Genomic DNA, 25,661 nt, shown 5'->3' on the forward strand with positions numbered 1-25,661 from the left:
AGCGGGGGTCGAGTCGGGTGGGGGTGCCGGCGAGGGCGGCGGTCAGGTCGTCCTCGCCGGTAAGCGCGGCGAGGACCAGCTCGGCGGTCTCGGTCGGTACGTCATCTGCGGCGAGCCGGTCGAAGATCAGCTCGATCAGCGGTGCGGTGGGCTGCGGAGGCTGGGTCACGGTCGTCTCCAGGCGTGTGGTGTCCGCAGGCCGACGGGTCGTCGGCCCGCCCGGGTAAGCGGTGGAAGTTGGTGCTTCGGGTCAGCGCGTGGGGCGCCACTCGCCGCAGTTCTCCGAGCTGAAGGCGTAGTCGGAGGCGCGGATGGTGACTTGGACCCGGCGGGCGCTGTTGGTGAAGTAGTTGTCGATGGTGTCGCCGGAGGCGTTCTGCCGCTCCCAGTAGCAGCCGTCGACGTCGGTGGTCACGTACGTGCCGGGCTTGATCTCCTTACCGACGCGGAACGTGCCCTCGCCGAAGATCCGACCCTGGGCTGCCAGGTCCACGTCGGCCTGCCCGCGCTTCACCGTCTCGCGCCATTTCTTCGCGTACGGGTAGGTGGGACAGAGCAGGAGGGCTGCGTTGATCTCCGGGATCTGCTCGCTGCTGGCGGCGTAGTCCGCCTCCAGGTACGTGTCCTCAGGGTCGACGGCGGCGCACATCTCGTACAGGGTCGTGATGTTGCCGTCCTCGTACTTGGACGTTTTCAGCGCGGCCTTCTCGATGTCGGTCACGGGATAGATCTCCGCTTGGGCGTCGCAGGCCGTCGGCTTCGCCGCCCACACCTCGCTGAAGTCCGGCCGGCCGTCCTTGCCGGGCCGCACCGTGAGCAGCGCATCCCAGTCGTTGCCCGTGTCGCACTCAAGGCTGACCGGCGGCTGCTGCGGGGTGTTCTTGGGGTCGTCGGGGTAGGTGTCGCTGGAGTCGGAAATACCGTCGCCGTCCCGATCGGGCGGCGGCGTCGGCGACGCGTTGGGGGAGGCGGACGCACTCGGTGAGGCGGTCGCTGACGTGACGGTCGCGCTCTTCTCGTCCCCGCAGCCGGTGAGCGTTATCGCCAGCAGGGCGGTGGTGAGCAGGACGCCGGTGGCGCGGACGGCGCGACGCAGCTGGACGGTCCCCGCCCAGCAGCGGAGGGTGCCGTACGGGTGGGGGAGGGCCATGGTCGTCTCCAAGGCGCGAAAGGACAGCGGTACGGCCGAGTGCTGGACCGCGATGAAGGGCAAGGAGTCAGTCCGAGAGGGTGATGATCATTTGAAGGCCGTCATCCGGGTGGTAGGTCCACGAGGCGCTCATGTCCTCCCACTCGCCGGACTGGCGTCCGTCCAGCGCACGCGTGCCTTCGATCTCCGCAATGACGGCGTCGGGCACTTTCAGCTCGGTCCAGTAGCACTGCAACTGCTCCAGCTTCAGGCCGGTTCGCTCCTTGCCGACGCTGCGAAGCGTGAGGGACCTACCGTCGTCGCCCAGCATCGCCCAGTCGTCCCTGCCGGCACCGCAGGCTTGTCGGGCCTCCTCCAACGGCGAATCGCGCTGCGTCAGGAAGAGGATGCTCGTGCCCGCAGCTAGCAGAATCGTCACTGCCGACGCCACAACCAGGTAGCGACGTCTGCCGGTCAGCGCTGTGCTCGCACTGGAGGCGTCACTCTCAGGGCTGTTGGCCGAGGCGCCAGCGATCGGCTGGGGATCTTCGGGGCTCTCGTTTGGATCTGGAGCGGTCAGGTCGGTCATCACCGGGTTCCTTCTGTGAACAGGTTGGCTGTGAACAGCCGGGGCGGGCGTGGGCTGCCCGCCCCGGTCGGTGGGGGGAGAGGTCAGCCCAAGGTGACGTCGACGCCGCCGGAGAACATCGAGTCGTGCAGCTCGAGCTTGGCGAGCTTGACGTTCTTCGGGATGTCGAAGACGACGACGCCGGTCACCTGGTTGCCGGGGTTGATGTCGTTGAGGAACGTCTCGGCGTTCTTGTTCGCGTAGATCGCCGCACCGGAGTCCGCGGAGTACTCGGTGCCGTCGGCCGCGTACGCCTTCTGGCTGCTGCCGTCGAACATCTGCGCTTCCTTGCCGATGTTCTTCACGTTGACCGTGACCAGGCAGAACTGGCCCTGGGCCTTCTGGCCGAGCATGTCGCTGCCGATCTTGGCCACGCCGCACTTGGATGACTTGACCGTGAACTCGAACTTCCCGTCCCGGGCCGGCTGCCCGATCTTGGCGGTCTTTGCCGGCTTCTCCTCGGCCTTGGCGCCGCCTTCGTCGCCGCTGGAGCTGCTCGCCTTGTTGTCGCCGCTGGAGTCGCTCGCCGTGTCGGCGGCACCGGAGCCGCAGCCCAGGGCGATGAGGCCGGTGGCGAGCAGAGCGAGAGTGGTGGTCTTGCGCATCGTTGTCCTCCTGAAGTGAGCGTTGCGGGGTCAATGAGAGCATCGTCCGACAACAGTGTCAACAGACAATATCGTGCTTGACAGATGTGCGAGACTTTCGGCGTGCAGGAGAACCCGACCATCACGGCAGCGGAGATCGCCCGGCTCGCCGGTGTCGGTCGCGCTGCGGTCAGCAACTGGCGTAAACGGCACCCCGACTTCCCCGCCCCGGTGGGCGGGACGACGGCGAGCCCCGAGTTCGACCTGATCCAGGTCGAGCAGTGGCTACGCACCCAGGGCAAGCTCCCCGAGCTGGCCGCCGCCGACCGGCTCTGGCGACACCTAGCCGCAGCCAGCGACTCCCCGGCCGCCGGTCTCGCGGCGGTCGGCGCTTTCCTGCTGGCCCGTCAGCGCGGCTCCCGCAGCGGCCACCCCGACGCACAGCTCGCGCCCCTGCTGCCCGACGTCGACGCCCTCGCCGACGAGTTGGGCCCGCAGGGCGCGTTCGACGAGCTGTGGCAGCGGTTCTCCGCACCAGGCCCCGGCCGCCCCTTCGCCACCCCCGACGACCTCGCCGACCTGATGATCGGGCTCGCCAGCGTCGGCGGCGGCTCAGTCCTGGACCCGGCCGCCGGCTCGGGCGCCATCCTGCGAGCCGCCGTCCGCGCCGGTAGCACCTCCGTCTACGGGCAGGAACTCGACGAGGACCTCGCCAGACTCGCCGGCCTGTGGCTGGCGCTGCACGACGTACCCGGGGAGGTCAGTGCCGGAGACTCCCTGCGCGCCGACGCCTTTGCCGGCCGCGCCGTCGACGCCGTCGTCTGCCACCCACCGTTCGGCGCCACCAACTGGGGCGACGACGAACTCGGCCACGACCCACGCTGGATCGTCGGCACCACCCCCCGCACCGAACCCGAGCTGGCCTGGGCGCAACACGCCCTGGCCCACCTGCGGGTCGGCGGGCACGCCGTCCTGCTGATGCCACCCACCGTCGCCAGCCGCCGCGCCGGCAAGCGAATCCGCGGCGAGCTGCTGCGCCGCGGTCACCTACGCGCCGTCATCGCGCTTCCGCCGGGGGTCGCGGCGCCGCACGGCGTACCCCTGCACCTGTGGGTGCTGCGACGCGCCGCCACCGACGCGCCGCCGCCGGCGCGGGCGCTGCTGATCGACGCCGCCGGCGGCGACCTGACCGACACCGCGCCGCGCATGCTGGCTGCCTGGCGGGCCTTCGCCGCCGCCCCGGACGGCGACGTCGAGGAGGCCGGGTTCGCCCGTGCGGTCCCGGTCATCGAACTGCTCGACGAGGAGGTCGACCTCACCCCCGCACGCCGGCAACCCGCCGTCGTGGGCGAGGCTTCCGGAGAGCATCTGGTACGCACCAGAGAACGACTGGCCGCCATCGTCGGCGAGCTGCCGGCGCTGCTGCCGCAGGTCACGCCGGCGCCCGACGGGCCGGAGGGCCTTTTCCTCACGGTCGGGGAGCTGGCGAAGACCGGAGCACTCCAACTGATCGGCCCAGTCCGCGCCGGCACGTCCACACCCGCACCGGACGGGACGCCGGTGCTCACCGTGCAGGACGTGCTCGCCGGGGTGGAGGCGTCCGGGCGGGTCGACGACCGGTTCGGGCAGGAGATCCCCCTCGCTGTGGGGGACGTGGTGGTGCCGGTGATCGCGCGGCAGCTCACCGCGCGGGTGGTCACGACCGAGGGGGCGCTGTTGGGGCGCAACCTGTACCTGCTGCGGCCCAACCCGGCGGCCCTCGACGCGTGGTTCCTGGCGGGGCAGTTGCGGACGTCGGCGAACGAGAAGCAGGCGTCGAGCCTGTCCGGGACACTGCGCTTCGACATCCGGCGGGCGCAGGTGCGGCGGCTGTCGCTCGACGAGCAGCGTACGCACGGCGACGCGTTTCGGCGGCTGGAGGTGTTCGAGACGGCGGTGCGGGAGGCAGCGGTGTTGGGGGCAGAACTGGTGCAGCTCGCCGCTGACGGGTTGGCGCGGGGTGTGCTGCGGCCAGACGCCGACATCTGATAGACGGTGCCTTGGCCGTTAACTAGGCGACCAAGTGTGATCCCGGTCGTCGTCCCGGTGTACTGAGTCGTCGTTCGGCGGCTCTGGTCGACCACCGTCGGGCCTGCAGTCGACGGCGCAGGGGCATCGTTCATCGCGATTTTCGTGCACAGTGGAGGGCTCGGCGTCGGCTGAATGATGGTGCCGAGGCGCGTAGCGGGGAGGTGGGAAGTGCTGGGGCAAGATCCGGACGCGGCACAGGAATTGTTGCATTCCTGGACAGCCGAGCTGTCGACACGAGCCCAGGCCGCCGCTGAGCTATCGGATCGGGTCGCGACCATCGCGGCGTCGGCGACAGGCGCGGACGGTGCGGTGCGCGTGACGGTCGCAGCCTCGGGGGCGCTGACGGACCTTCGGTTGGGCGACCGCGTTCAGCGGATACCCGGCGCCGAACTTGCCAGCATCATCATGGCCACGATCGCACGAGCGCAGGCCGGGTTGACCGAGCAGGTGAGCATGGCGGTGCACGACACCGTGGGCACCGACTCCGAGACCGGGCGTGCAGTCACCGACACCTTCGCCAAGCGGTTCCCCAGGCCCCCTGACGAGCAACCCGATCGGTGGGAGCGAGACGCCAGAGATGGCTGGTGACGCAGAGATGCAAATGCCGGTGGCGGCGGTAATTCGGCACGCCGCGACGGTCAATGACGCCGCCGACAGCATGGAAGCCGCTCGTGGAGCAGCCGCGTACGTGCAAATGGGCGCGGAGGCGTACGGGCAGATCTGTGGGTTCCTGCCTCGGTTGATCGACCCGGTGGCGGACAGGGCGGTGACGGCGCTGGGGGGGTCCGCTTCGGCACTGCGCGAGGCGGCAGCCAACCTGCGGGCGGTCGCTGCCGCGACCGAAGCCACCGACGCGGCGAGCGCACGACGACTTGCAGACAGCGCGGGCCGGTTGGAACTACCGCTGTGACAGACCTGGCGGCCAACGCGCTGGTGGTGCAGCGCCACGACTCGACCCAGTGGTACTCCGGGCTCGGGTTGGTGGAGGACGTCGCTGACACCGTGTCAGGCATCGAGTCGGGAAGCTGGATCGACTCGACGATCGGTGGTGTCGCCACGTCGATGGACGCGTTGGCCACCGTGCTCGACCCGCTCGGCTCGCTGGTCAGCTGGGGCGTTGGCTGGTTGCTTGAACATGTCAAGCCGCTGTCGGATGCGCTGGACTGGCTGGCCGGCGACCCCGATCAGATCGACGCGTACGCCTCCACGTGGCGCAACGTCGCAAAGCAGAGCGCCGATGCGGCGGGTGACCTGCAGGCGGCCGTTTCATCGCAGCTCACCGAGTGGGATGGTGCTTCGGCGCTCGCGTACCGGGCGCACGCATCGGGTCAGGTACGGGCGATGGAGGGCATCGCGCGGGCTGCCGGCGGCATCGCTTCGCTGGTGGAGGGTGCCGGGCTGCTGGTGGCGCTGGTCCGCGAGTTGGTTCGGGACCTGATCGCGGACTTCGTGTCCGTGCTGGCGGTCCGGCTGCCGCTCTGGCTGGCCGAGACCGGCGCGACGTTCGGTTTGGCGACTCCCCTGGTGATCTCCCAGGTCAGCAGCCTGGTGGCCAAGTGGGCGGCGCGGATCGGCAGGTTGATCAGCGCACTGATCAGCAGCCTGCGACGGCTGGCCCCACTGCTCAGGCGCTTGGGCGACCTGATCGACGAGCTGAATGGCCTGCTACGGCGGACGGCCCGCGCCGACCCGGTCAGCCCGGCGAACGGCGCCACACCCGACGGGCGCCCTGCGGCCTGGGGAGACCCGGACCTGGATTCGATGGGGCGTCGGTCGGACTGGGAGGATCCCTCCACACATCCGCAGGTGCCGCCACCACCGGATGCGAACCTCCCGGCCGGGGATCCGGTCTACCACCGGCCGAACAGCACGGCCATCGGCTACGACAGCGCCACGATGCGCAACTTCGACGCCGTGGCACCGATCCCCGGCCATCACGATGTGGTCGTGCACGGCGAGCGCACCGGCCTGTTCCGGCCCGGCCTCGTGGGCGCTGACGGTGCCGACCACCCCGCCAACTTCACCCACCCGCAGCAGATCGCCGACGCCGTCCGCGCCAACCCGCACTACGACGGTGGCCCGGTACGGCTGGTCTCCTGTCACACCGGCACCGTGGCCCCCGAAGCCGGCGTGCCACCAGCGGCGCAACAGGTCGCCGACGCCCTCGGGGTGCCGGTGACGGCACCGACGGACGCGGTCGGTGTCGACCGGTATGGTCCCGTTGGGCAGACCCCGATGATCCGGGGCGGCGGAGAGTGGAAGACCTTCTATCCGAATGGTGGACGTTGATGAGTGGCGGTCAGCTGAAGGCGGCGGGGATGTTCCGCGAATTCGGGCCGGTTCGCTCCGCCGAGCCGCAGGACAGCATCTTCGACAGCGTCGCCGACGAGGAACTGCCCGACCTCACCCAGGTCGTCAGCTATCTGAACTCGGGACACATCCTCATCGACGTGATGGACGTCGCCAACGACGCCTTCGACTCGACCCGCCAGGTGATGAACGGCTCGACGGTTCTGACTGACGGTGACTGGCTTTGGCGGAAGGACCTCGCCTACTACGTGCGGCGTCACCGCGTCGTCGTGCCCGAGGACTTCCTTGCGCTCATCCGCGAGCGTGACTACGTCGTCCCTTCGCGGGGCGTACCGGAGCTGACGGCTTGTTCGCGACAGGCACGCGAGTTGATGTTCTGGGACAGCTGACAAGCCTTCTGGTCACCGTGCAGAGCCGGTGTCGTCCAGGACGATCGTCATCCGCCTTCTCCGCGCCACCGGCCGCGCATGACGGGCGCCGGCGGCCGCACCGTCGTCAGATATCCGACGGCGGCGCAGCGCGTCGGTGACATGGGCGGAAATCTGGCTGGCCGGGAGCGATATCCAGTTGCTCGACCACGGCATCAGGGACGGAGATCGTCACGCGCCGACCCATACATCGAGCCGTATCAAGTGTGAATTCAACGCCTGACAAGAACCGCCGTTCGGACGCTTCCTCTTCGAAAGTTCAACGTTGTACGGTCATGCGTCTGCCGGGCGTCGAACCGACAGTGCAGACGGGCAATTTGGGTCTGTGTCATCGTGAGGGGGACGAATGACGCTGGGCAGAATCGGTGGCTATGAGCTGGTCCGGCCGCTTGGCTCAGGTGGCATGGGCGACGTGTTCTTCGCGGTGTCGCCGACCGCCGAGCGGGTCGCTGTCAAGGTGATCAAGCAGCACCTCATCGAGGCACCGACGGTGCGCGAGCGGTTCGCCGCCGAGGTCGACAGCCTCAAGCTGGTCTTCGGCTCACGGGTGGCACGCCTTGAGGGCGCGGACCCGTACGCAAACCCGGCCTGGCTCGCCGTGGAGTACGTTCCCGGCGCCACGCTGCGTCAGCACGTCGATGCGCGAGGGTCGCTTCCCCTGCCGCTGGCCGCCATGGCCGGCGCGATGCTCGCCGAAGGCCTCGCCAAGGTGCACGAGGTGAAGCTGCTGCACCGAGACCTCAAACCGCAGAACATCATCCTGGGCCCCGACGGTCCCAAGGTGATCGACTTCGGCTTGGCGGTGCTGATCGAGCGGGACGACTACCTGACCGCGCCCGGCGCACTGGTTGGCACTCCCGCCTACATGTCACCCGAGCAGGTCAAGGGTGAGCGGGATCTCACCGCAGCGGTCGACGTCTATGCCCTCGCGGCGACACTGGTCTTCGCGCTGACCGGGCGTGGGCTTTACCCATCGACCAACTCCTGGAACCTGCTGCTGCGCATCAGCGAGCCGAGCGACCTCCCCGACCTCTCCGAGGTGCCGGCCGAGCTTGTGCAGTTGCTCGGCACGATGCTCGCCTTCGACCCGACCGCCCGGCCTGGCCTCGCCGACGTTCGCGCCCGGCTGCTCGCGGTCGCCACCGCCACCAGCGGCAAGAGCGTCCATGCCCTCCGCCAGGAAGTCGCGGACCTCACCTATGACGGTGGCACCGAGTTGCTGGTCCCACCGGACCTGGATGATCCGCGACAGGACCCGGAGGGCACACCGGTCATCGAGGATGTGACGCCTCCGGATCCGGTCGAGCCGGATCAGCACGACCCGGTGCCGGTCACCAAGGCGTCCACTGACGTGACATGGCTGGTCGACAAGATGCGCCGCCAGTACGCCCGCCGCTCGACCCTGTAGGAAGGCACCACCGATGACCACCACCCAGGCCGCGACCTTCGCCCCGGGCTCCCGCATCGTCGTCCGCGACGAGGAGTGGCTGATCCGCAGCGTCAAGACCGGCACCGCGGACGGCACGATGGTGAAGGCGGTCGGCGTCTCCGAGTTCGTCCAGGACGTCGAGGCGACCTTCTTCACCGATCTCGAAGACATCACGCCGCTGGTGCCGGAGGAGACGGACCTCGTCCAGGACACGTCGTCGAGGTTTCGGCAGAGCCGCCTCTTCCTGGAGGCCGTGCTGCGGCGTACGCCGCTGCCGCGCACCGAGCGCGGGTTGGCCCTCGCCGACCGGTTCCTGCTCGACCCGCTGACCTACCAGCAGCGACCGGTGGAGCTGGCCCTGTCCGGCCTGAGGCCGCGGATCCTGCTCGCCGACGTGGTCGGTCTGGGCAAGACCCTGGAGATCGGGCTGATCCTCGCCGAGTTGATCCGCCGGGGCCGAGGCGAACGCATCCTGGTGGTCTCGCCGCAGCAGGTGCTCGAACAGTTCCAGCGTGAGCTGTGGACGCGGTTCGCCATCCCGCTCGTGCGGCTCGACTCGACCGGCATCCAGCGCATTCAGCAGGAGATCCCGGCCGGGCGCAACCCGTTCACCTACTTCAAGCGGGCCATCATCTCGGTCGACACCCTGAAGGACGCCGGGCAGTTCGGCCATCACCTCGACGCCACGACCTGGGACGCGGTCGTCATCGACGAGTCGCACAACCTCATCAACAAGGGCACCCAGCGCAACGAGCTGGCCCGGCGCCTGGCCGCGAAGACCGACGCGCTGCTGTTGGCCAGCGCGACCCCGCACAACGGTGACAAGGAGTCGTTCGCGCAGCTGATCTCGCTGCTCGACCCGGCGGCGATCGCCAACGAGAAGGACTACCAGGCCAGCGACATCGCCCACCTCTACCTGCGCCGCACGAAGATCAGTCCCGAGGTACGCGACCAGATCGGCGACCGCTGGGCCGACCGAGGCCCGTCCCAGGCGCTGCACTGCGAAGCCAGCGAACGCGAGGAGCGCATCTTCGATGAGCTGACCGACGTGTGGCTGGCCGGCAAGTGGACCGACGAGGCGATCACCGGGCAGCACCGGCTCTTCCCGTACACCTTGTTGAAGTCGTTTCTGTCCTCGCACCGCGCCCTGCACGAGACGGTGACCAACCGGCGCAAGAAGGCCATCGGCACCGAGCGGGCGGCGCTGGACCGGCTCGCGGAGCTGACCTCCGCGATGACCGACCAGGATTCCAGCAAGCTCAAGGGGCTGGTCGACGAGCTGCGGAAGATCGGGGTCGGCAGGGGCAGCGACACCCGGGCCGTGGTCTTCTCCGAGCGGGTGCCGACCATCAAGTGGCTCGCCGAGGTGGTCCCCGGAATGCTCGGCCTCAAGCCGAACGCCATCCGGGTGCTGCACGGCGGGGTGGCGGACAAGGACGAGCAGACGATCCTGCAGGAGTTCGAGCTTGCCGGCAGCGACGTCCGGTTGCTCTTCACCGGTGATGTCGCCTCCGAGGGTGTCAACCTGCACCAGCAGTGCCACCACCTGATCCACTACGACATCCCGTGGAGCCTGATCCGGATCGAGCAGCGCAACGGCCGTATCGACCGCTACGGGCAGAAGCACCAGCCGCAGTTCCGCGCGCTGATCCTCACCTCCGACCGCGAGGACGCGAAGGACGACCGCACGGTCGCCGAGAAGCTTCTCAACCGGGAGGAGACCGCGCACCGCAGCCTCGGCAGTGTCGAGGCCGTGACCGGTCAGTTCGACGCGAAAGCTGAGGAGGACCGGCTTGTGCGGGATCTGCTCGCCGGCAAGTCGGTGGACGAGTCCTACGAGGCAGCGAACGCCGAGGTCGACGTGATGGCCGACCTCTTCGGGGAGGTCGGGACCGCTCCCGTGGCCACGGACGTGCCCCGGGCACGGGTCCCGAAGCTCTTCGACTCCACCGAGGATTTCGTCGACGCCGCCCTGTACGAGATCTACGAGGACCGGCCCGAGGATCACATCGACCTGCGGCGCGAGGACGAACTGATGAGCTTCCTCGCTCCCGACGACCTGGTGCACCGGCTCACCGACCTGCCCCGCACCTACCTGCGGGCGCATCGGGAGGGCGAGGACCTGCGGCTCAAGGTCACCTTCGACCGTGCCCTCGCGCAGCGCAAGCTCGATCAGGCCCGGCAGAGCAAGACCCCGATGTGGCCGGACATCGCCTTCCTCAGCGACGTACACCCGATGGTCGACTGGCTTGTCGACAAGGTCCTGATCCGGCTCGGTCGTCAGCAGGCCCCGGTGCTCACCGCCGACGTGGCCGCGCCGACGTTCCTGATCCAGGGCGTCTACGCCAACCGCCTCGGCCAGCCCACAGTGGTCCAGTGGATGGCCGTCTCCGACCTGCCCGCGGCGCCGACCATCCGAGCAATGGACGAGGTGCTGCGGGAGGCGAACGTCGGCCCGACCATGGTCAACCGCGCCGAGGCCATCGCCATCGGCCCGCTGAAGGCGTTGCTGCCGCAGGCCGTCGACGCCGCCCGGCAGTACCTGGAAGGCAAGCGTGCCGAGTGGGCCGAGGCCAACGCCGAGCCGCTGCGCAAACACCGCGAGCAGTTGAGGGCTTTCCAGCAGGCCAGCCTCCTCGATGAGCTGCCCGGCGTGCACCGGGAGAAGCGACGCCAACGCGTCGACACCACCGTCCAGGAGCAGCACGACCTGCTCGACCGCTTGGAGACCGCCGGCGACCCGCTGCTGCGGGTGCTCGCCGTCCTCGTACCGTCGCAGGAGAACGCCGCATGAGCTTCGAGTCGCTGACCAACCGTGGCGAGTACCTCTCCGCGCACTACCTGGCCGAGATCCTGCCCACCACCCTCAAGGGCGGCCTGCTCAAGCAGTGGGCCGAGCGGGAGAAGAGTGGCGAGCAGACCCCACGCACGAAGCTCCGCCGCCTGCGCCGGCCCTACTTCGACGCCAAGACCGAGCTGACCGACGCCGAACTTTTCGACCCGGAGCGGCTGCGTAAGCACCATCGAGAGGTGCTGGAGGCCCTCGGCTTCGATCCGCAGCCGCGGACCATCACCGTCGAGCGCAACGGCCAGGAGTACGAGGTCCACGTTGCCCACGCCGAGCTGGGCACCGCGCACGGCATCGTCGCGCTGGACTGCGGCTGGGCAGTGGATACCGAGGCGGCACAGGACCCGGACGACGCCGGCCGGCTGCTCGACCCGCTCACCGTGTCGAGCACCGAGACCATCGAGACGGGCGCCAAGCTCGCCTCCCTGCTCTTCGCCGCCGACAACCCCAAGCCCCGTTACGTGCTGATCCTCAGCGGCGGCGTGATCACCCTCGCCGACCGTACGGTCTGGGGTGAGGGCCGCTACCTGGCGGTCAGCCTCGACACCGCGTACGCCCGCAACGACGACAAGGAGCTCGACGTCGTCGCCGCGCTCTTCGGTGCCGACTCGCTGCGCCCACCCGCCGAGGGCGGCACCGAACCCCTCGCCGACCTGGTCGCCGGCTCCCGTCAGCACGCCGTCGGGGTGTCCAGCGAACTCCGCGTGGGCCTGAAGGATTCCGTCGAGCTCATCGCCAACGAGGTCCTCGACCAGATCCGGCGCGCCGGCTACCAGCCGCAGCAGGTGATGGACCTCGACGAGCTGGCCAAGGAGCTGGGTCGGGAGTCGCTGCGCTACCTCTACCGCATCCTATTCCTGCTCTACGCCGAGGCCCGCCCCGAACTGGGCGTACTGCCGGTCAACGACCCGCAGTACGTCGAGGGCTACAGCCTCGCCCGCCTCGGTGACCTCGTCTCCCGCCGCCTCGCCCCCTCCGCCGAGGACGGCACCCACCTGTACGAGTCGCTCGACCTGCTGTTCCACATGGTCAACGAGGGGCACCGGCCACGCCGCGGCGCGGAAATCGCCGAGAAGGCCAGCGAGGGGGAGGGGCTGCGCTTCGAGCCGATGAAGTCGGACCTGTTCCTGCCGGAGAAGACCAAACTCATCGGCCAGCTGATCGCCGTGCCGGGCAGCGACCCCGACGACGAGGACGCACCGAAGATCGACACCCGGCTGCGCAACAAGGTGCTCTACGAGGTGCTGCGCCGGCTCATGCTCACCAAGGGCGGCAAGAAGCGCCGCGGCGGCTTCATCTCGTACGCCCAGCTCGGCATCAACCAGCTCGGCGCGGTCTACGAGGGCCTGATGTCGTACACCGGTTTCGTCGCCACCGAGCAGCTCTACGAGGTCGCCAAGAACGGCGACCCGAAGGACGGCTCGTGGATGATCCCGGCCTCCAAGACCGACGAGTACGACGACAACGTCTTCGTCTACAGGGAGAACGCATACACCGGCGTCCGCAGCCGGGTCTGCTACGAGGCCGGACAGTTCGTCTACCGGCTCGCCGGCCGCGACCGGCAGACCAGCGCCTCCTACTACACCCCGCAGTCGCTCACCGAGGTCACCGTCCAGCTCGCCCTCAAGTACCGGCTCGACCAGGACGACACCATCACCCCGGCCCGGGAGCTGCTGGACTGGACGATCTGCGAGCCGGCGCTCGGCTCCGGCGCGTTCCTCAACGAGGCGATCAACCAGGTCGCCGCCGAATACCTGCGCCGCCGCGCTCGCGAGTTGCAGGTCGACCTTGACCCGGAGCAGTACCACCTCGAACTCCAACGGGTGAAGGCGTACATCGCCCTGCACAACAGCTACGGCGTAGACCTCAACCGCACCGCCGTCGAGTTGGCCGAGGTGTCGCTCTGGCTCAACGTCATGCACGCCGGCCTCCAGGCCCCCTGGTTCGGCCTGCACCTGCAACGCGGCAACTCGCTCATCGGCGCCGGCCGCAAGACCTACACCGCGAAGCAGCTCGCCGACAAGTCGTGGCTGACCACCGCGCCGAAGGAACAGCCCTTCCGGGACGGGCCGATCGACGAGGGCACCATCCACCACTTCCTGCTCCCGGCCGACGGCTGGGGCGCGGTCGCGGGGGAGAAGGAGGCCCGCGAGCTGGCGCCGGCCGAGACCGCTCGATTGAAGGCCTGGCGTACGGCGATGAAGCGTGTCCCGTCCGCCAAGGGCAAGAACTCACAGGTCCAGCGGTTGCAGGCGCTCGCTCGGCGGGTCGAGTTCCTGTGGGGCTTGGTGCAGCAACGCCTCGCCATCTCCGAGCAGGAGATCCGCCGCGACATCAAGGTCTGGGGGGCTGACGATCTGCCGCCGGTCACCGAGGCGGTGCCCCGGGACGAGATCCTCGCCGACCTGACCGCGCCTGGGACGCCGTACTGGCGGCTCAAGACGCTGATGGACGTCTGGTGCGCGCTGTGGTTCTGGCCGCTGGACAAGGTCGGGCTACTCGACGGCTCCGACCCGGCCTACCCGGCCGCGCCCGTCCAGGTCTCGCATATCAAGGACGAGCCGGCGTACGAGGAACCGGTGGTCTACGAGACGGCGGACATCTTCGGCAACGTGCAGCCGCAGCAGATGAAGATGCCGACCAAGGCGACCGGCACCCGGCGGATGACCGTGGCGGAACAGCTCCGGCAGCAGGTGCCGCTGTCCGATCTGGACGACTGGCTGACGTTTGCCGAAGCGCTCGTCGGCCGACGTGACCTGGACGAGGACACCGCGCGGTTCTACGACCAGAAGTTCACCAGCCTGAACGAGATGAGCGAGTTTGAGGGGAAGCTCGACGGTGTCATCGGCGTCGACTCACCGTGGACTCTCTCCGACCGTTTTCCTTGGCTGCTGGCCGCCGATCAGATCGCCGACCAGCAGGGCTTCTTTCACTGGGAGTTGACCTTCGCGCAGATCTTCGCCAAAGGCGGCTTCGACCTTCAGGTCGGCAACCCGCCGTGGGTGCGTCCAGACTGGCGTGAAGACATAGTGCTGGGCGAATGTGATCCGTGGTTCGTAATGACTGAGTATGTGGCCGGAGAGACGTGGCGAGAGCGAAAGCGGGTCACCGCAAAAGCGGACAGACTTTACCTTCGTGAGCTTACCGCAAACTCCGGCAACGTTGCGTTCTATACCTCTGGCGCGACCTATCCTCTGCTCTCCGGAACGCGCCCAGACCTGTATCGAGCATTTATGTGTCGGGTGTGGCAGAACGTATCTCAGGCGGGAGTTGCTGGCCTGGTGCACCCAGACAGCCACTTCACTGGGGCCAGGGAAGGGCGGTTGCGTTCCGTAGCTTACAAACACCTCAGGCTTCACGGCCATTTCCAGAACATGCGACTTCTCTTTAGAGAGATTAATTGGCGCCAGGAGTTCGGTATACATGTGTACGGGGCCCTACGTGATCAGGTCTCTTTCACCCACGTCAACTGGCTCTATGCTACCGAGACGCTGATCGGCTCCTTAATGCACGATGGGTCAGGGTCTTTGCCTGGTATGAAGTCCTTTGGCACATGGGATCTACGGCCGCATCGTGGTCGGTTGATCACTGTGAATGATCTAGTGTTAGCCGAGTGGCGACTAGTGACGGGCAGCCTTGACGTTCCGGTGAGCCAGACCGCTCTTTTGCAGCCCATAACAGTCGGTGAGCAGATGGCGATATCCGCGCTAGCATCCATGGGGCGGCGACTTGCTGATCTTCAGCCTATGATTTCGACAGGATTGAACGAAAAAATCGCCAAGGACGAGGGCATCATCGCCTGGCAGGGCGAGGCTCCAGAGGATTGGTCTGAGGTGATCTTGCAGGGGCCTCATTTTGGGGTTGCTACCCCTCTCGCCAAGCAGCCCAACATCCCGTGCCGTAGTAACAAAGACTATGAGGCATGGAATTTGACAAGTGTAGCCGAGGATTCGGTCCCGCGGACAAACTACCGCCGGGTTGTCGACCGCGCGCACTACCAGCGGGCGCAGGATATGTGGCACGGGCGGCCGTCCACGGATTACTTCCGCCTCGTGTGGCGCGAAATGGTGCCGCTTACGACCGAAAGAAGTCTCTTTGCGGCAATCATGCCGCCAGGGCCAGCGCATATTCACGCCGTCCGGTCTATGGTGGTGGGTGGTGAGCGAGAGACGGCCCTACACGCAGCTTTCTGGGCGTCGTTGCCTCTCGACTACATGCTGCGGATAGCGGGCCGTGCCCATTTAGATGTGAACAATGCGGGAGCGATGCCTGCGCCTGATCCCAGTCATCCACTGGCTTCTGCCGCCTTGCTTCGCGTACTTCGACTGAACTGCTTGACGACCGCTTATGCGCCACTTTGGCAGAATATTTATGATGACCGGTGGAGGGATACGGAGGACTGGGCCGTCCCATGGGTCGAGCTGCCAGAGGCGCAGAAGCTTAACGATGTCGAGCGTTTCTGGAATGGCGGAGTGCCTCTTCGCACAGAGCGGGCACGCCGTTCTGCATTGGTTGAATTGGACGCCCTCGTGGCGGTGTGGCTCGGAATAGGCGACGAGGCGCTGTTGTCGATGTACAGGGCGCGTTTCCCTGTGCTGCACGAGTATGAGTCCGCCATGTGGTTCGACCGGAACGGGCGCAGAATTACCAGGGATTACTATTCGCGCGGCGTCAACCAGCCAAACGACGCCTTCGAGAAGTTGATCAAGTACCTCGATGAGCCGGAGCAGAACGCAATGCCTGCCGGCTACGAGGCTCCGTTCTATAGAGCGGATCGAGAGAATGAATATCGGCAGGCGCACGCAGTGTTCAGTAGGCGGCTTCAGGATGCGGTAGACGCAGGCTGGCAGCCGTCGTAGCCCTTTACCCCTCTCCCACCCCCGGAGAGCAGATGCTGCCGAGTAACCAACAGAAGCATCAGGCGGGACGCCCCGTTGCGGTGGCCGAGGCTCTGTTGCGCGGCTACTCAGCGAGTCTGCACCGTGCACGGACATTCGTAAGAGTCAACGAAAGAAAGGCAGCAGTGCAGGTCGCCGCGCAGGGCGACTGGATAATCGCGGACATCGACCGGATGACGGCGATGTCGGTTCACGTCTACGTCCTCGCCAACGTGACCGAGGGGCGTCGGGACTTCTACGTCGTGCCCGGAGACGACCTGCGTGCCGGGGGGCGCAAGCGGCACGATGAGTTCATGGCGAGCGTCGGCGGTGTTCGCCCGCGTAACGCGGAGAGTCGGCACACGGCGATCTACCCGAAGGACGTGGATGAGTGGCGGGACCGGTGGTCGTTGTTCGCTGATGCGACTCAGCCCGCGGTCGGAGACGCCCACTCCTGAGCCGATTGCCTAACGGGAGCGCAGCCGGCGCGTCCGCCAGATGCGCTCCCGTCCGTCGTGCAGCTCAGCGCTCAGATTTCGTAACCTGGATGAAGCTGGTCCAGGCGGCGGGGGAGAAGGTGAGGGAGGGGCCATCCGGGTCCTTGCTGTCGCGTACCGCGACGAGGCCGGGCAGGTTGTCGGCGACCTCGACACACGCACCACCGTTGTCACCGCTGCGGGTGCTCTTGCGCCACTGGGCGCCGGTCAGTTTAGCCATGATGGACCTCTTCGACGATCTTGTTGATGAGCTGCCTCGATTGTTGCTCATCGAGAGCCAGGGACATAAGGCTCGCCCAGACCTTCTCGTAGGCGGCGATCTCCTCGGGCCGATCGAGATAGAGGGCACCGGTCAGCGACTCGCTGTAGACGACCGACGGCTCCGGGACGACCCGGTTCGTCAACGGGAAGTCGAGCATCATGAAGGTGCCGGCGAGCGCGCCGTAGTGCGCCCCGACGGACAGTGGCAGGACCCGGATGGAGATGTTCGGCAGGCCAGTGAGGTCGTTCAGGTGTCGGAGTTGGTCAGCCATCACCGCACGGCTGCCAATCTGCTTGATCAGCAGCGCCTCGGCGAGCACCGAGCTGAGCTGAGGCGCCTTCGGCAGCCGTCGCCGTAGGAGGCCCTGCCGCTGAAGTCGGATGCTGATGAGCTGGTCGATCTCGTCCTCGCTCATCTCGGTTCGATTTTGATAGACGCCCCTGGCATACGCCTCTGTCTGCAAGAGGCCGGGAATCAGAGACTCGTCGTACCCCCTCAGCCGCGACGCGGCGGATTCGAGGCCGACGTACAGCTCGAACCAGTCGGGGATGGCGTCTCCGTACGAGTGCCACCAGCCCTTGGCCTTGGTCTCGTTTGCTAGGGCGGTGAGTGCGCCGGTCAGCTCGGCGGTCGCCCCGTACAGCTCGCACATGGCCTTGGCATCGACGGCGCGGACCGGGCCGAGGCCGGTCTCGATGCGCCACAGCTTCTGCCGGCTGAACTGCATTGCCTCGGATGCGCCGTCCAGCGTCATCCGGGCCTCGGTGCGTAGGTCGCGCAGCGCCCGCCCGAGCTGCCGTCGCGGCACTGTCGATCCCATGTCGTCGGCCATCCGCCACCCCTCTCCGTGTTGCATGGTGTTACATCCCGACGCCATCGCTGAAACGTGGAACCGTTGCCGTTCGGCCATTCTTCGGCGGCGCCACTGCATCAATAGCGATACGCGTCTGACCATACAAGACACTCCCGACAACAGTCATGTACGCGCAATTCCCACGCGACGATTGTCGGCATACCAATGGGGGTTCTGTATGTTTTTCAGGGTGATCGGATTTGCCGCCGGCTCCGGCGTGTCGCCCGGAGCCGGCGGTCGGGGCGGGGAGTCGCGGTCAGCCGGCCAGCGGACTGAAGCTGCGGCCGTCGAGCACGTTGATCAGGTCGTCATCGCGTTGCACCTCGTAGCCGCGCCGCCGTAGCTCGGCCACCAGCTCCGCCTCATCGCTTAGCGGGATCTCCAACAGGTCACCATTGAGGACGGTGGCCTGCTGCTTGCCGAAGCGCGTGTGCAGATCCTTCGGCAGCAGCGTGAAGGCCCGTTCCGCCACCAACGGCGGCCAGTCGCCCTCCATAACCGAACCCACCTCGTTGATGTCGAACGCTTCGTCGTCCGCAGGGTCCTCGTCGGGGTCGTAGTACTCCGGGTCGGCGGGGTTCGACACGTGGGTGGTCCGGATTCGCCGGGCCTCGCCCCAGGTGCGGGCGGCGGCGATCGCTTTGATCTCCGCAGCCTCCTCGGCGGCGGTGTCCGCGTCGGCGAAGGCGAGGCAGTCGTGCATCTGCGCGTGACCGTAGACCAGGCGCCGGGTGGTCGGGTGGTGCGTTGTCATGATCCAGATCCTGCCCGAGGCGTACGACGGGCAAGATCAGGTGTTGATGTGAGTCCCGTCGCGGGACCGCTCGGGCCAGTCACCTTCAGCGCCTCCGTTCTCTGTCGTGCGTACCTACCGGCATCATGCGGTTGGTCAGACGTGCACTGTCGCCATTGATCTATTTCGCTGCCTGTCGCATGCTGTGGCGATACGGCGGGAGGTCGGCTAATGACTCTGCGTATCCATGGCGAGCTGGACGGTGGCGGCACGTTTACGACTCACCGGTCGAGATGAGGGCGCATGGACAGGAGCGCCCGCACCCGCAGTGCGGCCGACGTGCCCCGTCCTCGGGGTTCTGCTGAAGCGTACGGCGCCGTGCTCGAGGCAGCTGTTTCCCACTTCGGTGCTTCCGTCGCGCCGATCCTTCAGCGGGGACTGGCTGCTCGGGAGGACACCTTGCGGGCACCAATGGTCGAGCTTCTCGTTGCGGCTGGACAAGCGATTGGTTGCCCGGTCAGGGCGCATGGCGAAGTCCGTCTCCCGGACCTTGCTATCCGCCCTGACTACTTGATCGACGTCGACGGAGCCCCGATCGGGTATGTGGAACTCAAGGCGCCGGGCAGGGGTGTTCCCGGCCACGGTTGGCATCCCACGGCCCGGGAGCGTAGGCAATGGGTCCAGCTTCAGTTGCTTCCGAACGTCCTGTACACCGACGGTCAGTCCTTCGCCGTGTATCGCTGGGGAGAATTGCAGGGGCCAGTGGCACGGATGGACGGCGACCTGCAGAGGGCCGGTGCGCGCCTTCGGCCCGCAGACGGCAACCTGGCGCTCGTGCTCCACGCTTTCCTTGCGTGGCGTCCACGTCCACATCGCCGCCTCGAACATCTGGTCCGAGACGCGGCACGACTTTGCCGATTGTTGCGCGACGAGGTGTTGGACGCCCTTGGTCAAGAGCGACTCGGTGGGAGGGTGCGGCTCTTCAGTGATCACCTAGCCGACTGGCGCACCTGGCTATTTCCCCACCTGAGCGAGGAGTTGTTCGCCGACGCCTACGCGCAGACCGTCACGTTTGGGCTGCTGTTGGCGCGTCGGTCAGGGATCGAGTTCGAGGGCAAGGAACTGCCGACGCTCGGGCGAGAGCTGGCCAAGAACCACCTGCTCGTCGGGCGAGCGCTGGCTATCCTGACCGAGGACCACGGTGGTCCTAGCATTGAGCAGCGCAGCGTGGCTCTCCAAACGCTGCGGCGCGCCATCGAGGCCAGTGACTGGACAGATTGGCGGACAGACACATCGGACCAGCTGTATGAGCGCTTCTTGGAGTTGTACGACCGAGCGGTTCGACGGGGAAGTGGCTCCTACTTCACGCCGCAGCCCGTTGCGGACTTCATGGTCCAGTTTGTCGACAGCATCTTGCACGACAAGCTGAAACGACGGCTAGGTCTGGCCGACCGCGATGTAGTGGTCGTCGACCCGGCTATGGGTACCGGCACCTTCCTGTTGAGCGTGATTGCACGTGTAGCGAAGACGATTGCGGCTGACCACGGGGACGAGCCAGCTGAACTTCGTGCTCTCCTCGGTCGTTTAGTTGGATTTGAACGCCAGATCGCGCCCTTCGCCGTAGCGGAACTACGGCTGCACCAGGATCTCGCGGCGCGGGGATTGGAGGTTGCCGATGAGAAGGTCAGATTCTACGTCACCGATACCCTGGAGGACCCTGACGTAGAAACGCTTGTTAGCCCGTACGTGTACCGGCCAATTGCTGACTCCCGGGCGCAAGCAATTAAGGTCAAGACCGAGGAACGAGTCATGGTCGTTCTCGGCAACCCGCCCTACCTCGAACGCGCCAAGAATCAGGGAGGGCTCGTACTTGCCAGCAACAAGGGAAAGTCGAGCATGCTCGACGCTTTTCGAGGCACCGGTACCGGCAGACTCGAGTTCAAACTGCACAACTTGAACATCTACTTTTGGCGCTGGGCCACCTGGAAGGTATTCGAAGCGCATCCTGAGCACCCGGAGGGGGTCGTGGCCTTCGTTTGCACGTCGGCCTACACGACCGGACCAGGCTTCGCCGGCATGCGCGAGTACCTGCGACGGCAGGCCGACTGGGGTTGGATCATCGATCTATCCCCTGAAGGGCATCAGCCCGAAGTGCCGACACGCATTTTCCCAGACGTGCAGCAGCCATTGTGTATCGGCGTATTCGGACGTGCCAAGGCGGCCGATACGGAAACACCCGCCAGGATCCGTTACGTTGCCCTCTCCGGGACCAGGCAAGAAAAATTCGACGCCCTCGAGGCTCTGACTGCCGCAAGCGGTCGGTGGTTGGACTGCCCAACGAAGTGGTCGGCTCCCTTCCGTCCCGCGTCGCAGGCCATATGGAACGACTGCATTGCGCTCGCTGACCTGATGCCGTGGCAATCCCCAGGTATCAAGGCCAACCGAACATGGGTTTACGCGCCGGACGAAGAAACGTTGGCCAAGCGGTGGCGGCGGCTAAGCCTGGCTCCCGTGGCAGAACGGCCAGATCTGATGAAGGAAACTAAGGATAGGGCAATCGCCGTCGCACTCTCGCCGCACTTCGACGGCACCGGTCAGCCGGCGTCACTGACTGGCGATATTGACCCTCAAGTTTCCATCATGCGCGTATCTTTCCGGAGCTTCGACCGGCAGTATGTTATTGCCGACCGGAGGGTTGTCGATCGCGCCCGTCCCGATCTGTGGTCTACATACGGAAAACATCAGACGTATCTGACGACACTGTTCGCGGAATCGGTGACCTCCGGACCGGCCGTCGTGTTCGCCGCAGAGGTGCCGGATAACGACCACTACATGGGTCATCATGGAGGCAAGACAATACCTCGGTACCGTGACGTCAGCGGTCATCATCCCAACATCGCCCCTGGCCTGATGGAGCACCTCTCTCGCCAGCTCGGTAGCGACGTTACCTGCGAAGACGTTTTCGCCTATGTTGCCGCCGTGGCGTCGCACCCCGGTTTCCCGACGCGATTTCGATCGGAGCTTCGCACCCCGGGAGTGCGGATCCCGTTGACAATGAACCCCGACCTTTGGCGTACGGCTGTCGGCCTTGGTGAACGAGTGATCTGGCTTCAGACCTACGGTGAGCGTTATGTCTGCCCGTCGGCTGGCCGTCCATCGGGACCACCGCGGGAACTGCGGCCCGATGTCCTCGTGCCCATACCAGGTGTGCCGGACCGCATGCCCGAAAGCATCACCTACGATCGGGACAGTTCGATCCTGTATGTGGGCGAAGGAGCCCTCGGCCCCGTTCCCTCAGCAGTATGGGATTACGACGTTTGTGGCACGCAAGTAGTCAAGAAGTGGTTCGACTACCGCTCCAAGCGGCCCCGCGTGCGCAAATCGTCTCCACTGAACGAAATCGTTGCCAGTAAGTGGGACTTCACCGACGACTTGCGAAACCTGCTAGCCGTACTCCATGGATGCGTGCTCCTCGAACCGCAGCAGGACGACGTGCTGAAAGCCATCCTCGATGGACCTCTTCTGAAGGCGACAGAGCTTGAGGATTTAGGCATGCTGCCACCGGCAGATGAAGCGAAACAGCCGATCATCGATGTCCAGTCTCCCCTCTTCCAATGATCGGCTCGGTCGGACCATGTCTCGCGGTCCGAGCTTCCGGCGGCCGTCGATTTCGATGATCCTGAGGACTGACGGCGCGCAGGCGGGGCGTATGCGGCTGGTGGAGGCGGGACGCGAGACTGAGGTGAGCCCGGACCTGGTGCCCGGCGCCCTCGCCCATGACGGCGTCGTCCTGATCCGGCAGGGGTCCATCGCCGAGGTCCGGGCGCTGCTCGACCGCTGGACCGTCCCCGTCGACCATCCGCATCAGGTGGCCGGCGGGCTGACCGTCATCGCACCTCGGTTACGTACCGACGAGGACGACAACGAGGCCGGCTTCACCGATCTGGCCCTGTCGCCGCACACCGATCGCAGTCTGCACGTACAGCCCCCCAGCGTGCTCGCCACCCTCATGCTGACTCCGGCGAGGGCCGGGGGAAGCGCCACGTTGGTCGACGGCGCGCGGGTGCTGACGCTCGTCCGCCAATGTGCCGGGGATACCGAGATCGCCGGTCTGCGGCTGAGGACGGCAACCGGTCGACCAGGCCCGGCGGTTGTCGAGACCGGTGCCGGCCACGCCCGCATCCGCTATCGCGACGACCGGATCGCCCGTCCGTACAGCACCGATGGTCGTACGGACCTCGTGGTCACGCTCCGTCGCCTGATCGGTGAGACGGCCCAAACTCTGCACCTGGGTGCGGGCGACGGCTACCTCGTACACAATCACCGGTTCCTGCATGGGCGCACGGCCTTCACCGGGGACCGGAGCCTGGCGCGTTTCCTGGCGAGAGTCAACAGCGACCATCCGTACGCCTGGCTGAACCGGGGGTTTTCGATTGCGAGTTCCTAGACCTCGCGCTGCAGTGGCTCCGCCGCAAAACCGCGCGCGCCTCGTCGCCGCGCTGTCGAAGGTGCCGCCACCGTCCGACGCGGCCTTCCCGCAGGCAATCCGGGCCGTCGTCGAGGCGTATCCCGACCCGGAGCCGCTGCTGCGCGCCGTTCTCGACGATCACACCATTCGCAGCCGGTCCCGGTTCGCGGCGCTCTACGCTCTCCTACTGCGGTTACGACGCGAGGAGCGCCACGCGGAGTACGCCTCGGTCGTCCGAGACCATGAGGACGAGTTTGGGTCAGAGCCCTACTTCCACACCTTTCGCGCGATCGTGGCTCGCGCCAAGGGCGACCTCGCCTCACTTCGCAGCTCGGTCGAATACTCCCGTCAGGCCGTCGCCTCCATGCCTGACGTGGCGGCGGTGATCCATCAGCTGGCGGCGTTCTGGGTCGAATACCTCGAACGCCTGGAGGATCCAGGCCCGGCACGTGATCTCGACGAGGTGGAGCGGCACATCGACCGGGCGATCACCCTCACCCAGGGGCGTGTCGCCCACTACTACGAGACGAAAGGCCGGGTGCTGGCACTGCGCGGGGAGTTCGAGGCTGCCAGGGCCGCCGTCGCGCAGGCCATCGAACTGGAGCCGCGCGATTCCCGGGACCACCTGCGTCGGCTCACCCAGTACCAGTCGAGCCGGATCCGGATCGATCTGATGCAGGAGCGCGCCCGATGGGCCCAGGCCCACGCCCGCTTCCGCACCGAGTTGACCGAGTTCAAGGGCCAGCAACTGCAACTCCTGGGCCTGCTGGCGGCCGTGGTGGCCTTCATCGCCACGGCCAGCAACGTCGCCAGCCAGAGCGCAGGCGTCGAGGGCCTCCGTCTCATGCTCGTGGCATCCGGCGCAATCGCTGTCGTTTTCGGTACGTTCTCTCTCGTCAACAACAGCCGCATTCTCCGGGTGATCGCAGCGGTCGTCATCGGGTGCGCCATGATCGGGGCCGGTATGTTCGTGCCAGCCTCGTGGATGTCATGAGAGTTTGGACAGGCCATGAAGGTAGGAGAAGCGATCACCTCGGCCGGTGGCACGCGGGCGAATGAAGACCGCGTCGGCCACCGCGGCACCCTCGCCTGGGTCATCGATGGCGCCACCGATCTGTACGACGACACCGCGCTGCCCGCCGATAGCGACGTGCAGTGGCTTGTCGACCACCTCGCCGAGCGGTTGACGCAGGCTGGCGCGCACAACTATCAGGGTGCCGCCGCCGCGCTCCTGACGTCGCTCGCCGACGATGTGGCCCGGAAGCAGACGGCACTGTCGTTCCCCATAAGCCGGGTGCCACCGGCCTGTTCAATCGCGGTCTGTGTCGACCAGGGCATCGGCTACGACCTCGCTCGAATCGGCGACGCCACCGCCGTGGTCCACGGCGTTCGGCCGGTGGTGCTGTCGACCGGCTACTTCGACCGACGCGAAGCCGCGGCGGTGGCGACAAATGAGGACGAGGCAGACCGTGTCATCGCGGCCATGCACCAGCGCCGGCTGCACACGATGACCTCCGGTGATGTCGAATCGATCTTCTCCGGGCACCCGAATCGCCAACTTCGACCACACACCGCTGCCGGCGAGTGGACGCACGTCGACTGCATACTGCTGTGCACCGACGGCTTCGCCCGGCTGGTCACCGACTACAAAATCTACCGCTCGTGGGCTCAGGTGATTCCCGATGCGCGTGATCGAGGGCTGCACTACCTGGAGAAGTTGATCCGGGACGCGGAAAGCGAACCCGGTGGTAGCGGTGGTCGCTTCAAGCGAGCCGACGACATCGCCGCTCTCCTGCTGACCGCGAACTGATGCCGCACCACGGAAGGACTTCTCGCGTGACGGAGCGACCGCCGTACCTGGTCGAGCGGAACCAGGGGTATTTCGAATACCAGCTACCGATCTCGGTCAAGCTCGTCATCGATCACCATGGCCGCGTGCCGCTGTTACGGAACGAGCGCGACGAGTGGGAGTTGCCCGGCGGCAAGCTCGAAGTGGGCGAGACGCCCGAGGACGGCGTCTGCCGGGAAGTTGCCGAAGAGCTCGGCCTGACCATCACCGAAGTCGACATCATCGACTCCTGGGTCTACGAGATCACGCCCGTCCGGCACGTGTTCATCGTGAGCTTCGGCGCTACCTACGTCGGGGATGAGGAGCTTGTCTACTCTGCGGAGCACAAAGAACTCGGCGTGTTCACGTACGACGAGGTTCCCCGTCTGCACATGCCCGAGCCCTACAAGCGGACCATCCAGCGCTGGCGCGAGCGCCAGCCGACCTGACTGGGGCAATCGTTGCGCTATCAGATCCACTTTGAGAGCGAACTGCCCGCCGGCGCCCTACGTCGATTCCTGAGCGAGGACTACGGCATCTCGCCGGACGCCGTGTACGTCGGGCGGATCGAGGACAGATCGGTGGACGCCGGGTCTGCTGCACCGATAGGTGACAGTTTCAGTCACGCGGCCTGACTGGCCGGTGGGGTCATGATGGTCTCGTACTCGATAGGGGTCAACCGGGACAGGGATCGTTGGCGTCGACGGCGGTGGTAGG

General features: G+C 66.6%; 21 protein-coding genes. 14 read left to right on the forward strand and 7 right to left on the reverse strand.

Going from position 1 to position 25,661, the window contains the following annotated elements; translation table 11 throughout:
- Positions 1-250: 250 nt before the first annotated feature.
- From FHG89_RS29280 to FHG89_RS29290, 3 genes are all read right to left on the reverse strand, one after another.
- The gene (locus FHG89_RS29280) at positions 251-1,150 is read right to left on the reverse strand and encodes a MaoC family dehydratase (protein WP_139587638.1); all 900 of its coding nucleotides are present in this window, start codon (positions 1,148-1,150) and stop codon (positions 251-253) included.
- A gap of 67 nt (positions 1,151-1,217) precedes the next feature.
- Complete coding sequence (locus FHG89_RS29285; RefSeq protein ID WP_139587639.1) at positions 1,218-1,718, reverse strand: hypothetical protein; 501 nt, start codon at positions 1,716-1,718, stop codon at positions 1,218-1,220.
- Positions 1,719-1,801: 83 nt separating this feature from the next.
- Positions 1,802-2,362, reverse strand: a complete 561-nt coding sequence (locus FHG89_RS29290) for a DUF4352 domain-containing protein (RefSeq protein ID WP_139587640.1) — start codon at positions 2,360-2,362, stop codon at positions 1,802-1,804.
- Positions 2,363-2,446: 84 nt separating this feature from the next.
- Between FHG89_RS29290 and FHG89_RS29295 the strand changes: the two genes are divergently transcribed.
- The 9 genes from FHG89_RS29295 (at position 2,447) to FHG89_RS29335 (ending at position 16,761) form a co-directional block, all read left to right on the forward strand.
- The gene (locus tag FHG89_RS29295; protein ID WP_244295970.1) at positions 2,447-4,369 is read left to right on the forward strand and encodes an N-6 DNA methylase; all 1,923 of its coding nucleotides are present in this window, start codon (positions 2,447-2,449) and stop codon (positions 4,367-4,369) included.
- Between the two features lie 210 nt (positions 4,370-4,579).
- Positions 4,580-4,999 (forward strand): YbaB/EbfC family nucleoid-associated protein, encoded by a 420-nt coding sequence (locus FHG89_RS29300; RefSeq protein WP_167517554.1) that lies wholly within the window; start codon positions 4,580-4,582, stop codon positions 4,997-4,999.
- Entirely contained in the window at positions 4,989-5,321 is a 333-nt protein-coding gene (locus FHG89_RS29305; protein WP_139587642.1) for an ESX-1 secretion-associated protein, read from the forward strand. Before FHG89_RS29300 ends, FHG89_RS29305 begins: the two co-directional genes overlap by 11 nt.
- Positions 5,318-6,700 carry a WXG100 family type VII secretion target gene (locus tag FHG89_RS33440; RefSeq protein WP_208761154.1) on the forward strand — a complete coding sequence of 461 codons (1,383 nt, stop codon included), beginning with the start codon at positions 5,318-5,320 and terminating at the stop codon, positions 6,698-6,700. Before FHG89_RS29305 ends, FHG89_RS33440 begins: the two co-directional genes overlap by 4 nt.
- Positions 6,700-7,110, forward strand: a complete 411-nt coding sequence (locus FHG89_RS29315) for a hypothetical protein (protein WP_139587643.1) — start codon at positions 6,700-6,702, stop codon at positions 7,108-7,110. Before FHG89_RS33440 ends, FHG89_RS29315 begins: the two co-directional genes overlap by 1 nt.
- A gap of 385 nt (positions 7,111-7,495) precedes the next feature.
- Positions 7,496-8,557, forward strand: coding sequence for a serine/threonine-protein kinase (locus tag FHG89_RS29320; protein WP_139587644.1), 1,062 nt, complete (start codon positions 7,496-7,498; stop codon positions 8,555-8,557).
- 13 nt (positions 8,558-8,570) lie between these two features.
- Positions 8,571-11,372: an SNF2-related protein gene (locus FHG89_RS29325; RefSeq protein ID WP_139587645.1), complete on the forward strand. Its 2,802-nt coding sequence runs from the start codon at positions 8,571-8,573 to the stop codon at positions 11,370-11,372.
- A complete protein-coding gene (locus FHG89_RS29330) occupies positions 11,369-16,285 on the forward strand; it encodes a class I SAM-dependent DNA methyltransferase (RefSeq protein WP_139587646.1) in 4,917 nt (1,638 codons plus the stop codon). Before FHG89_RS29325 ends, FHG89_RS29330 begins: the two co-directional genes overlap by 4 nt.
- Before the next feature lie 164 nt (positions 16,286-16,449).
- Positions 16,450-16,761: a hypothetical protein gene (locus FHG89_RS29335; RefSeq protein WP_139587647.1), complete on the forward strand. Its 312-nt coding sequence runs from the start codon at positions 16,450-16,452 to the stop codon at positions 16,759-16,761.
- Between the two features lie 64 nt (positions 16,762-16,825).
- On the opposite strand, the gene FHG89_RS29340 is transcribed toward FHG89_RS29335, so the two are convergent.
- The 3 genes from FHG89_RS29340 to FHG89_RS29350 all read right to left on the reverse strand — a co-directional run bounded on the left by FHG89_RS29340 (position 16,826) and on the right by FHG89_RS29350 (position 18,669).
- Positions 16,826-17,020 (reverse strand): DUF397 domain-containing protein, encoded by a 195-nt coding sequence (locus FHG89_RS29340; RefSeq protein ID WP_139587648.1) that lies wholly within the window; start codon positions 17,018-17,020, stop codon positions 16,826-16,828.
- Positions 17,013-17,894 (reverse strand): helix-turn-helix domain-containing protein, encoded by an 882-nt coding sequence (locus FHG89_RS29345; RefSeq protein WP_139587649.1) that lies wholly within the window; start codon positions 17,892-17,894, stop codon positions 17,013-17,015. Before FHG89_RS29345 ends, FHG89_RS29340 begins: the two co-directional genes overlap by 8 nt.
- Positions 17,895-18,171: 277 nt before the next feature.
- Positions 18,172-18,669, reverse strand: coding sequence for a hypothetical protein (locus tag FHG89_RS29350; RefSeq protein ID WP_139587650.1), 498 nt, complete (start codon positions 18,667-18,669; stop codon positions 18,172-18,174).
- Between the two features lie 357 nt (positions 18,670-19,026).
- Here FHG89_RS29350 and FHG89_RS29355 point away from each other — a divergent pair, with 357 nt between their 5' ends.
- Genes FHG89_RS29355 through FHG89_RS29365 form a run of 3 tightly spaced genes read left to right on the forward strand, consistent with a single transcriptional unit; the run spans position 19,027 to position 24,110 of the window.
- Entirely contained in the window at positions 19,027-22,266 is a 3,240-nt protein-coding gene (locus tag FHG89_RS29355) for a type ISP restriction/modification enzyme (protein WP_167517555.1), read from the forward strand.
- Positions 22,217-23,095 (forward strand): Fe(II)-2OG oxygenase family protein, encoded by an 879-nt coding sequence (locus FHG89_RS29360; protein WP_139587652.1) that lies wholly within the window; start codon positions 22,217-22,219, stop codon positions 23,093-23,095. Before FHG89_RS29355 ends, FHG89_RS29360 begins: the two co-directional genes overlap by 50 nt.
- Before the next feature lie 13 nt (positions 23,096-23,108).
- Positions 23,109-24,110 carry a hypothetical protein gene (locus FHG89_RS29365; RefSeq protein ID WP_139587653.1) on the forward strand — a complete coding sequence of 334 codons (1,002 nt, stop codon included), beginning with the start codon at positions 23,109-23,111 and terminating at the stop codon, positions 24,108-24,110.
- Here the strand turns inward: FHG89_RS29365 and FHG89_RS34010 are convergent.
- Positions 24,105-24,320 (reverse strand): hypothetical protein, encoded by a 216-nt coding sequence (locus tag FHG89_RS34010; protein ID WP_244295975.1) that lies wholly within the window; start codon positions 24,318-24,320, stop codon positions 24,105-24,107. The genes FHG89_RS29365 and FHG89_RS34010 overlap by 6 nt on opposite strands.
- Between FHG89_RS34010 and FHG89_RS29370 the strand changes: the two genes are divergently transcribed.
- Both FHG89_RS29370 and FHG89_RS29375 read left to right on the forward strand, forming a co-directional pair.
- On the forward strand, positions 24,249-24,926 hold the full coding sequence (locus FHG89_RS29370) for a hypothetical protein (protein WP_341874282.1): 678 nt from the start codon (positions 24,249-24,251) through the stop codon (positions 24,924-24,926). The two genes, FHG89_RS34010 and FHG89_RS29370, sit on opposite strands and share 72 nt — an antisense overlap.
- A gap of 26 nt (positions 24,927-24,952) precedes the next feature.
- Positions 24,953-25,393: an NUDIX hydrolase gene (locus FHG89_RS29375; protein ID WP_244295972.1), complete on the forward strand. Its 441-nt coding sequence runs from the start codon at positions 24,953-24,955 to the stop codon at positions 25,391-25,393.
- The last annotated feature ends 268 nt before the right edge of the window (positions 25,394-25,661 follow it).

It is taken from the genome of Micromonospora orduensis, assembly GCF_006228125.1.
Taxonomy (GTDB): Bacteria; Actinomycetota; Actinomycetes; order Mycobacteriales; family Micromonosporaceae; genus Micromonospora; species Micromonospora orduensis.

Coding starts and splice junctions, on each gene's coding strand:
- FHG89_RS29280 (WP_139587638.1), bottom strand. CDS start 1,150: ATGGCCCTCCCCCACCCGTACGGCACCCTCCGCTGCTGGGCGGGGACC.
- FHG89_RS29285 (WP_139587639.1), bottom strand. CDS start 1,718: ATGACCGACCTGACCGCTCCAGATCCAAACGAGAGCCCCGAAGATCCC.
- FHG89_RS29290 (WP_139587640.1), bottom strand. CDS start 2,362: ATGCGCAAGACCACCACTCTCGCTCTGCTCGCCACCGGCCTCATCGCC.
- FHG89_RS29295 (WP_244295970.1), top strand. CDS start 2,447: ATGTGCGAGACTTTCGGCGTGCAGGAGAACCCGACCATCACGGCAGCG.
- FHG89_RS29305 (WP_139587642.1), top strand. CDS start 4,989: ATGGCTGGTGACGCAGAGATGCAAATGCCGGTGGCGGCGGTAATTCGG.
- FHG89_RS29315 (WP_139587643.1), top strand. CDS start 6,700: ATGAGTGGCGGTCAGCTGAAGGCGGCGGGGATGTTCCGCGAATTCGGG.
- FHG89_RS29320 (WP_139587644.1), top strand. CDS start 7,496: ATGACGCTGGGCAGAATCGGTGGCTATGAGCTGGTCCGGCCGCTTGGC.
- FHG89_RS29325 (WP_139587645.1), top strand. CDS start 8,571: ATGACCACCACCCAGGCCGCGACCTTCGCCCCGGGCTCCCGCATCGTC.
- FHG89_RS29330 (WP_139587646.1), top strand. CDS start 11,369: ATGAGCTTCGAGTCGCTGACCAACCGTGGCGAGTACCTCTCCGCGCAC.
- FHG89_RS29340 (WP_139587648.1), bottom strand. CDS start 17,020: ATGGCTAAACTGACCGGCGCCCAGTGGCGCAAGAGCACCCGCAGCGGT.
- FHG89_RS29345 (WP_139587649.1), bottom strand. CDS start 17,894: ATGGCCGACGACATGGGATCGACAGTGCCGCGACGGCAGCTCGGGCGG.
- FHG89_RS29350 (WP_139587650.1), bottom strand. CDS start 18,669: ATGACAACGCACCACCCGACCACCCGGCGCCTGGTCTACGGTCACGCG.
- FHG89_RS29360 (WP_139587652.1), top strand. CDS start 22,217: ATGAAGCGAAACAGCCGATCATCGATGTCCAGTCTCCCCTCTTCCAAT.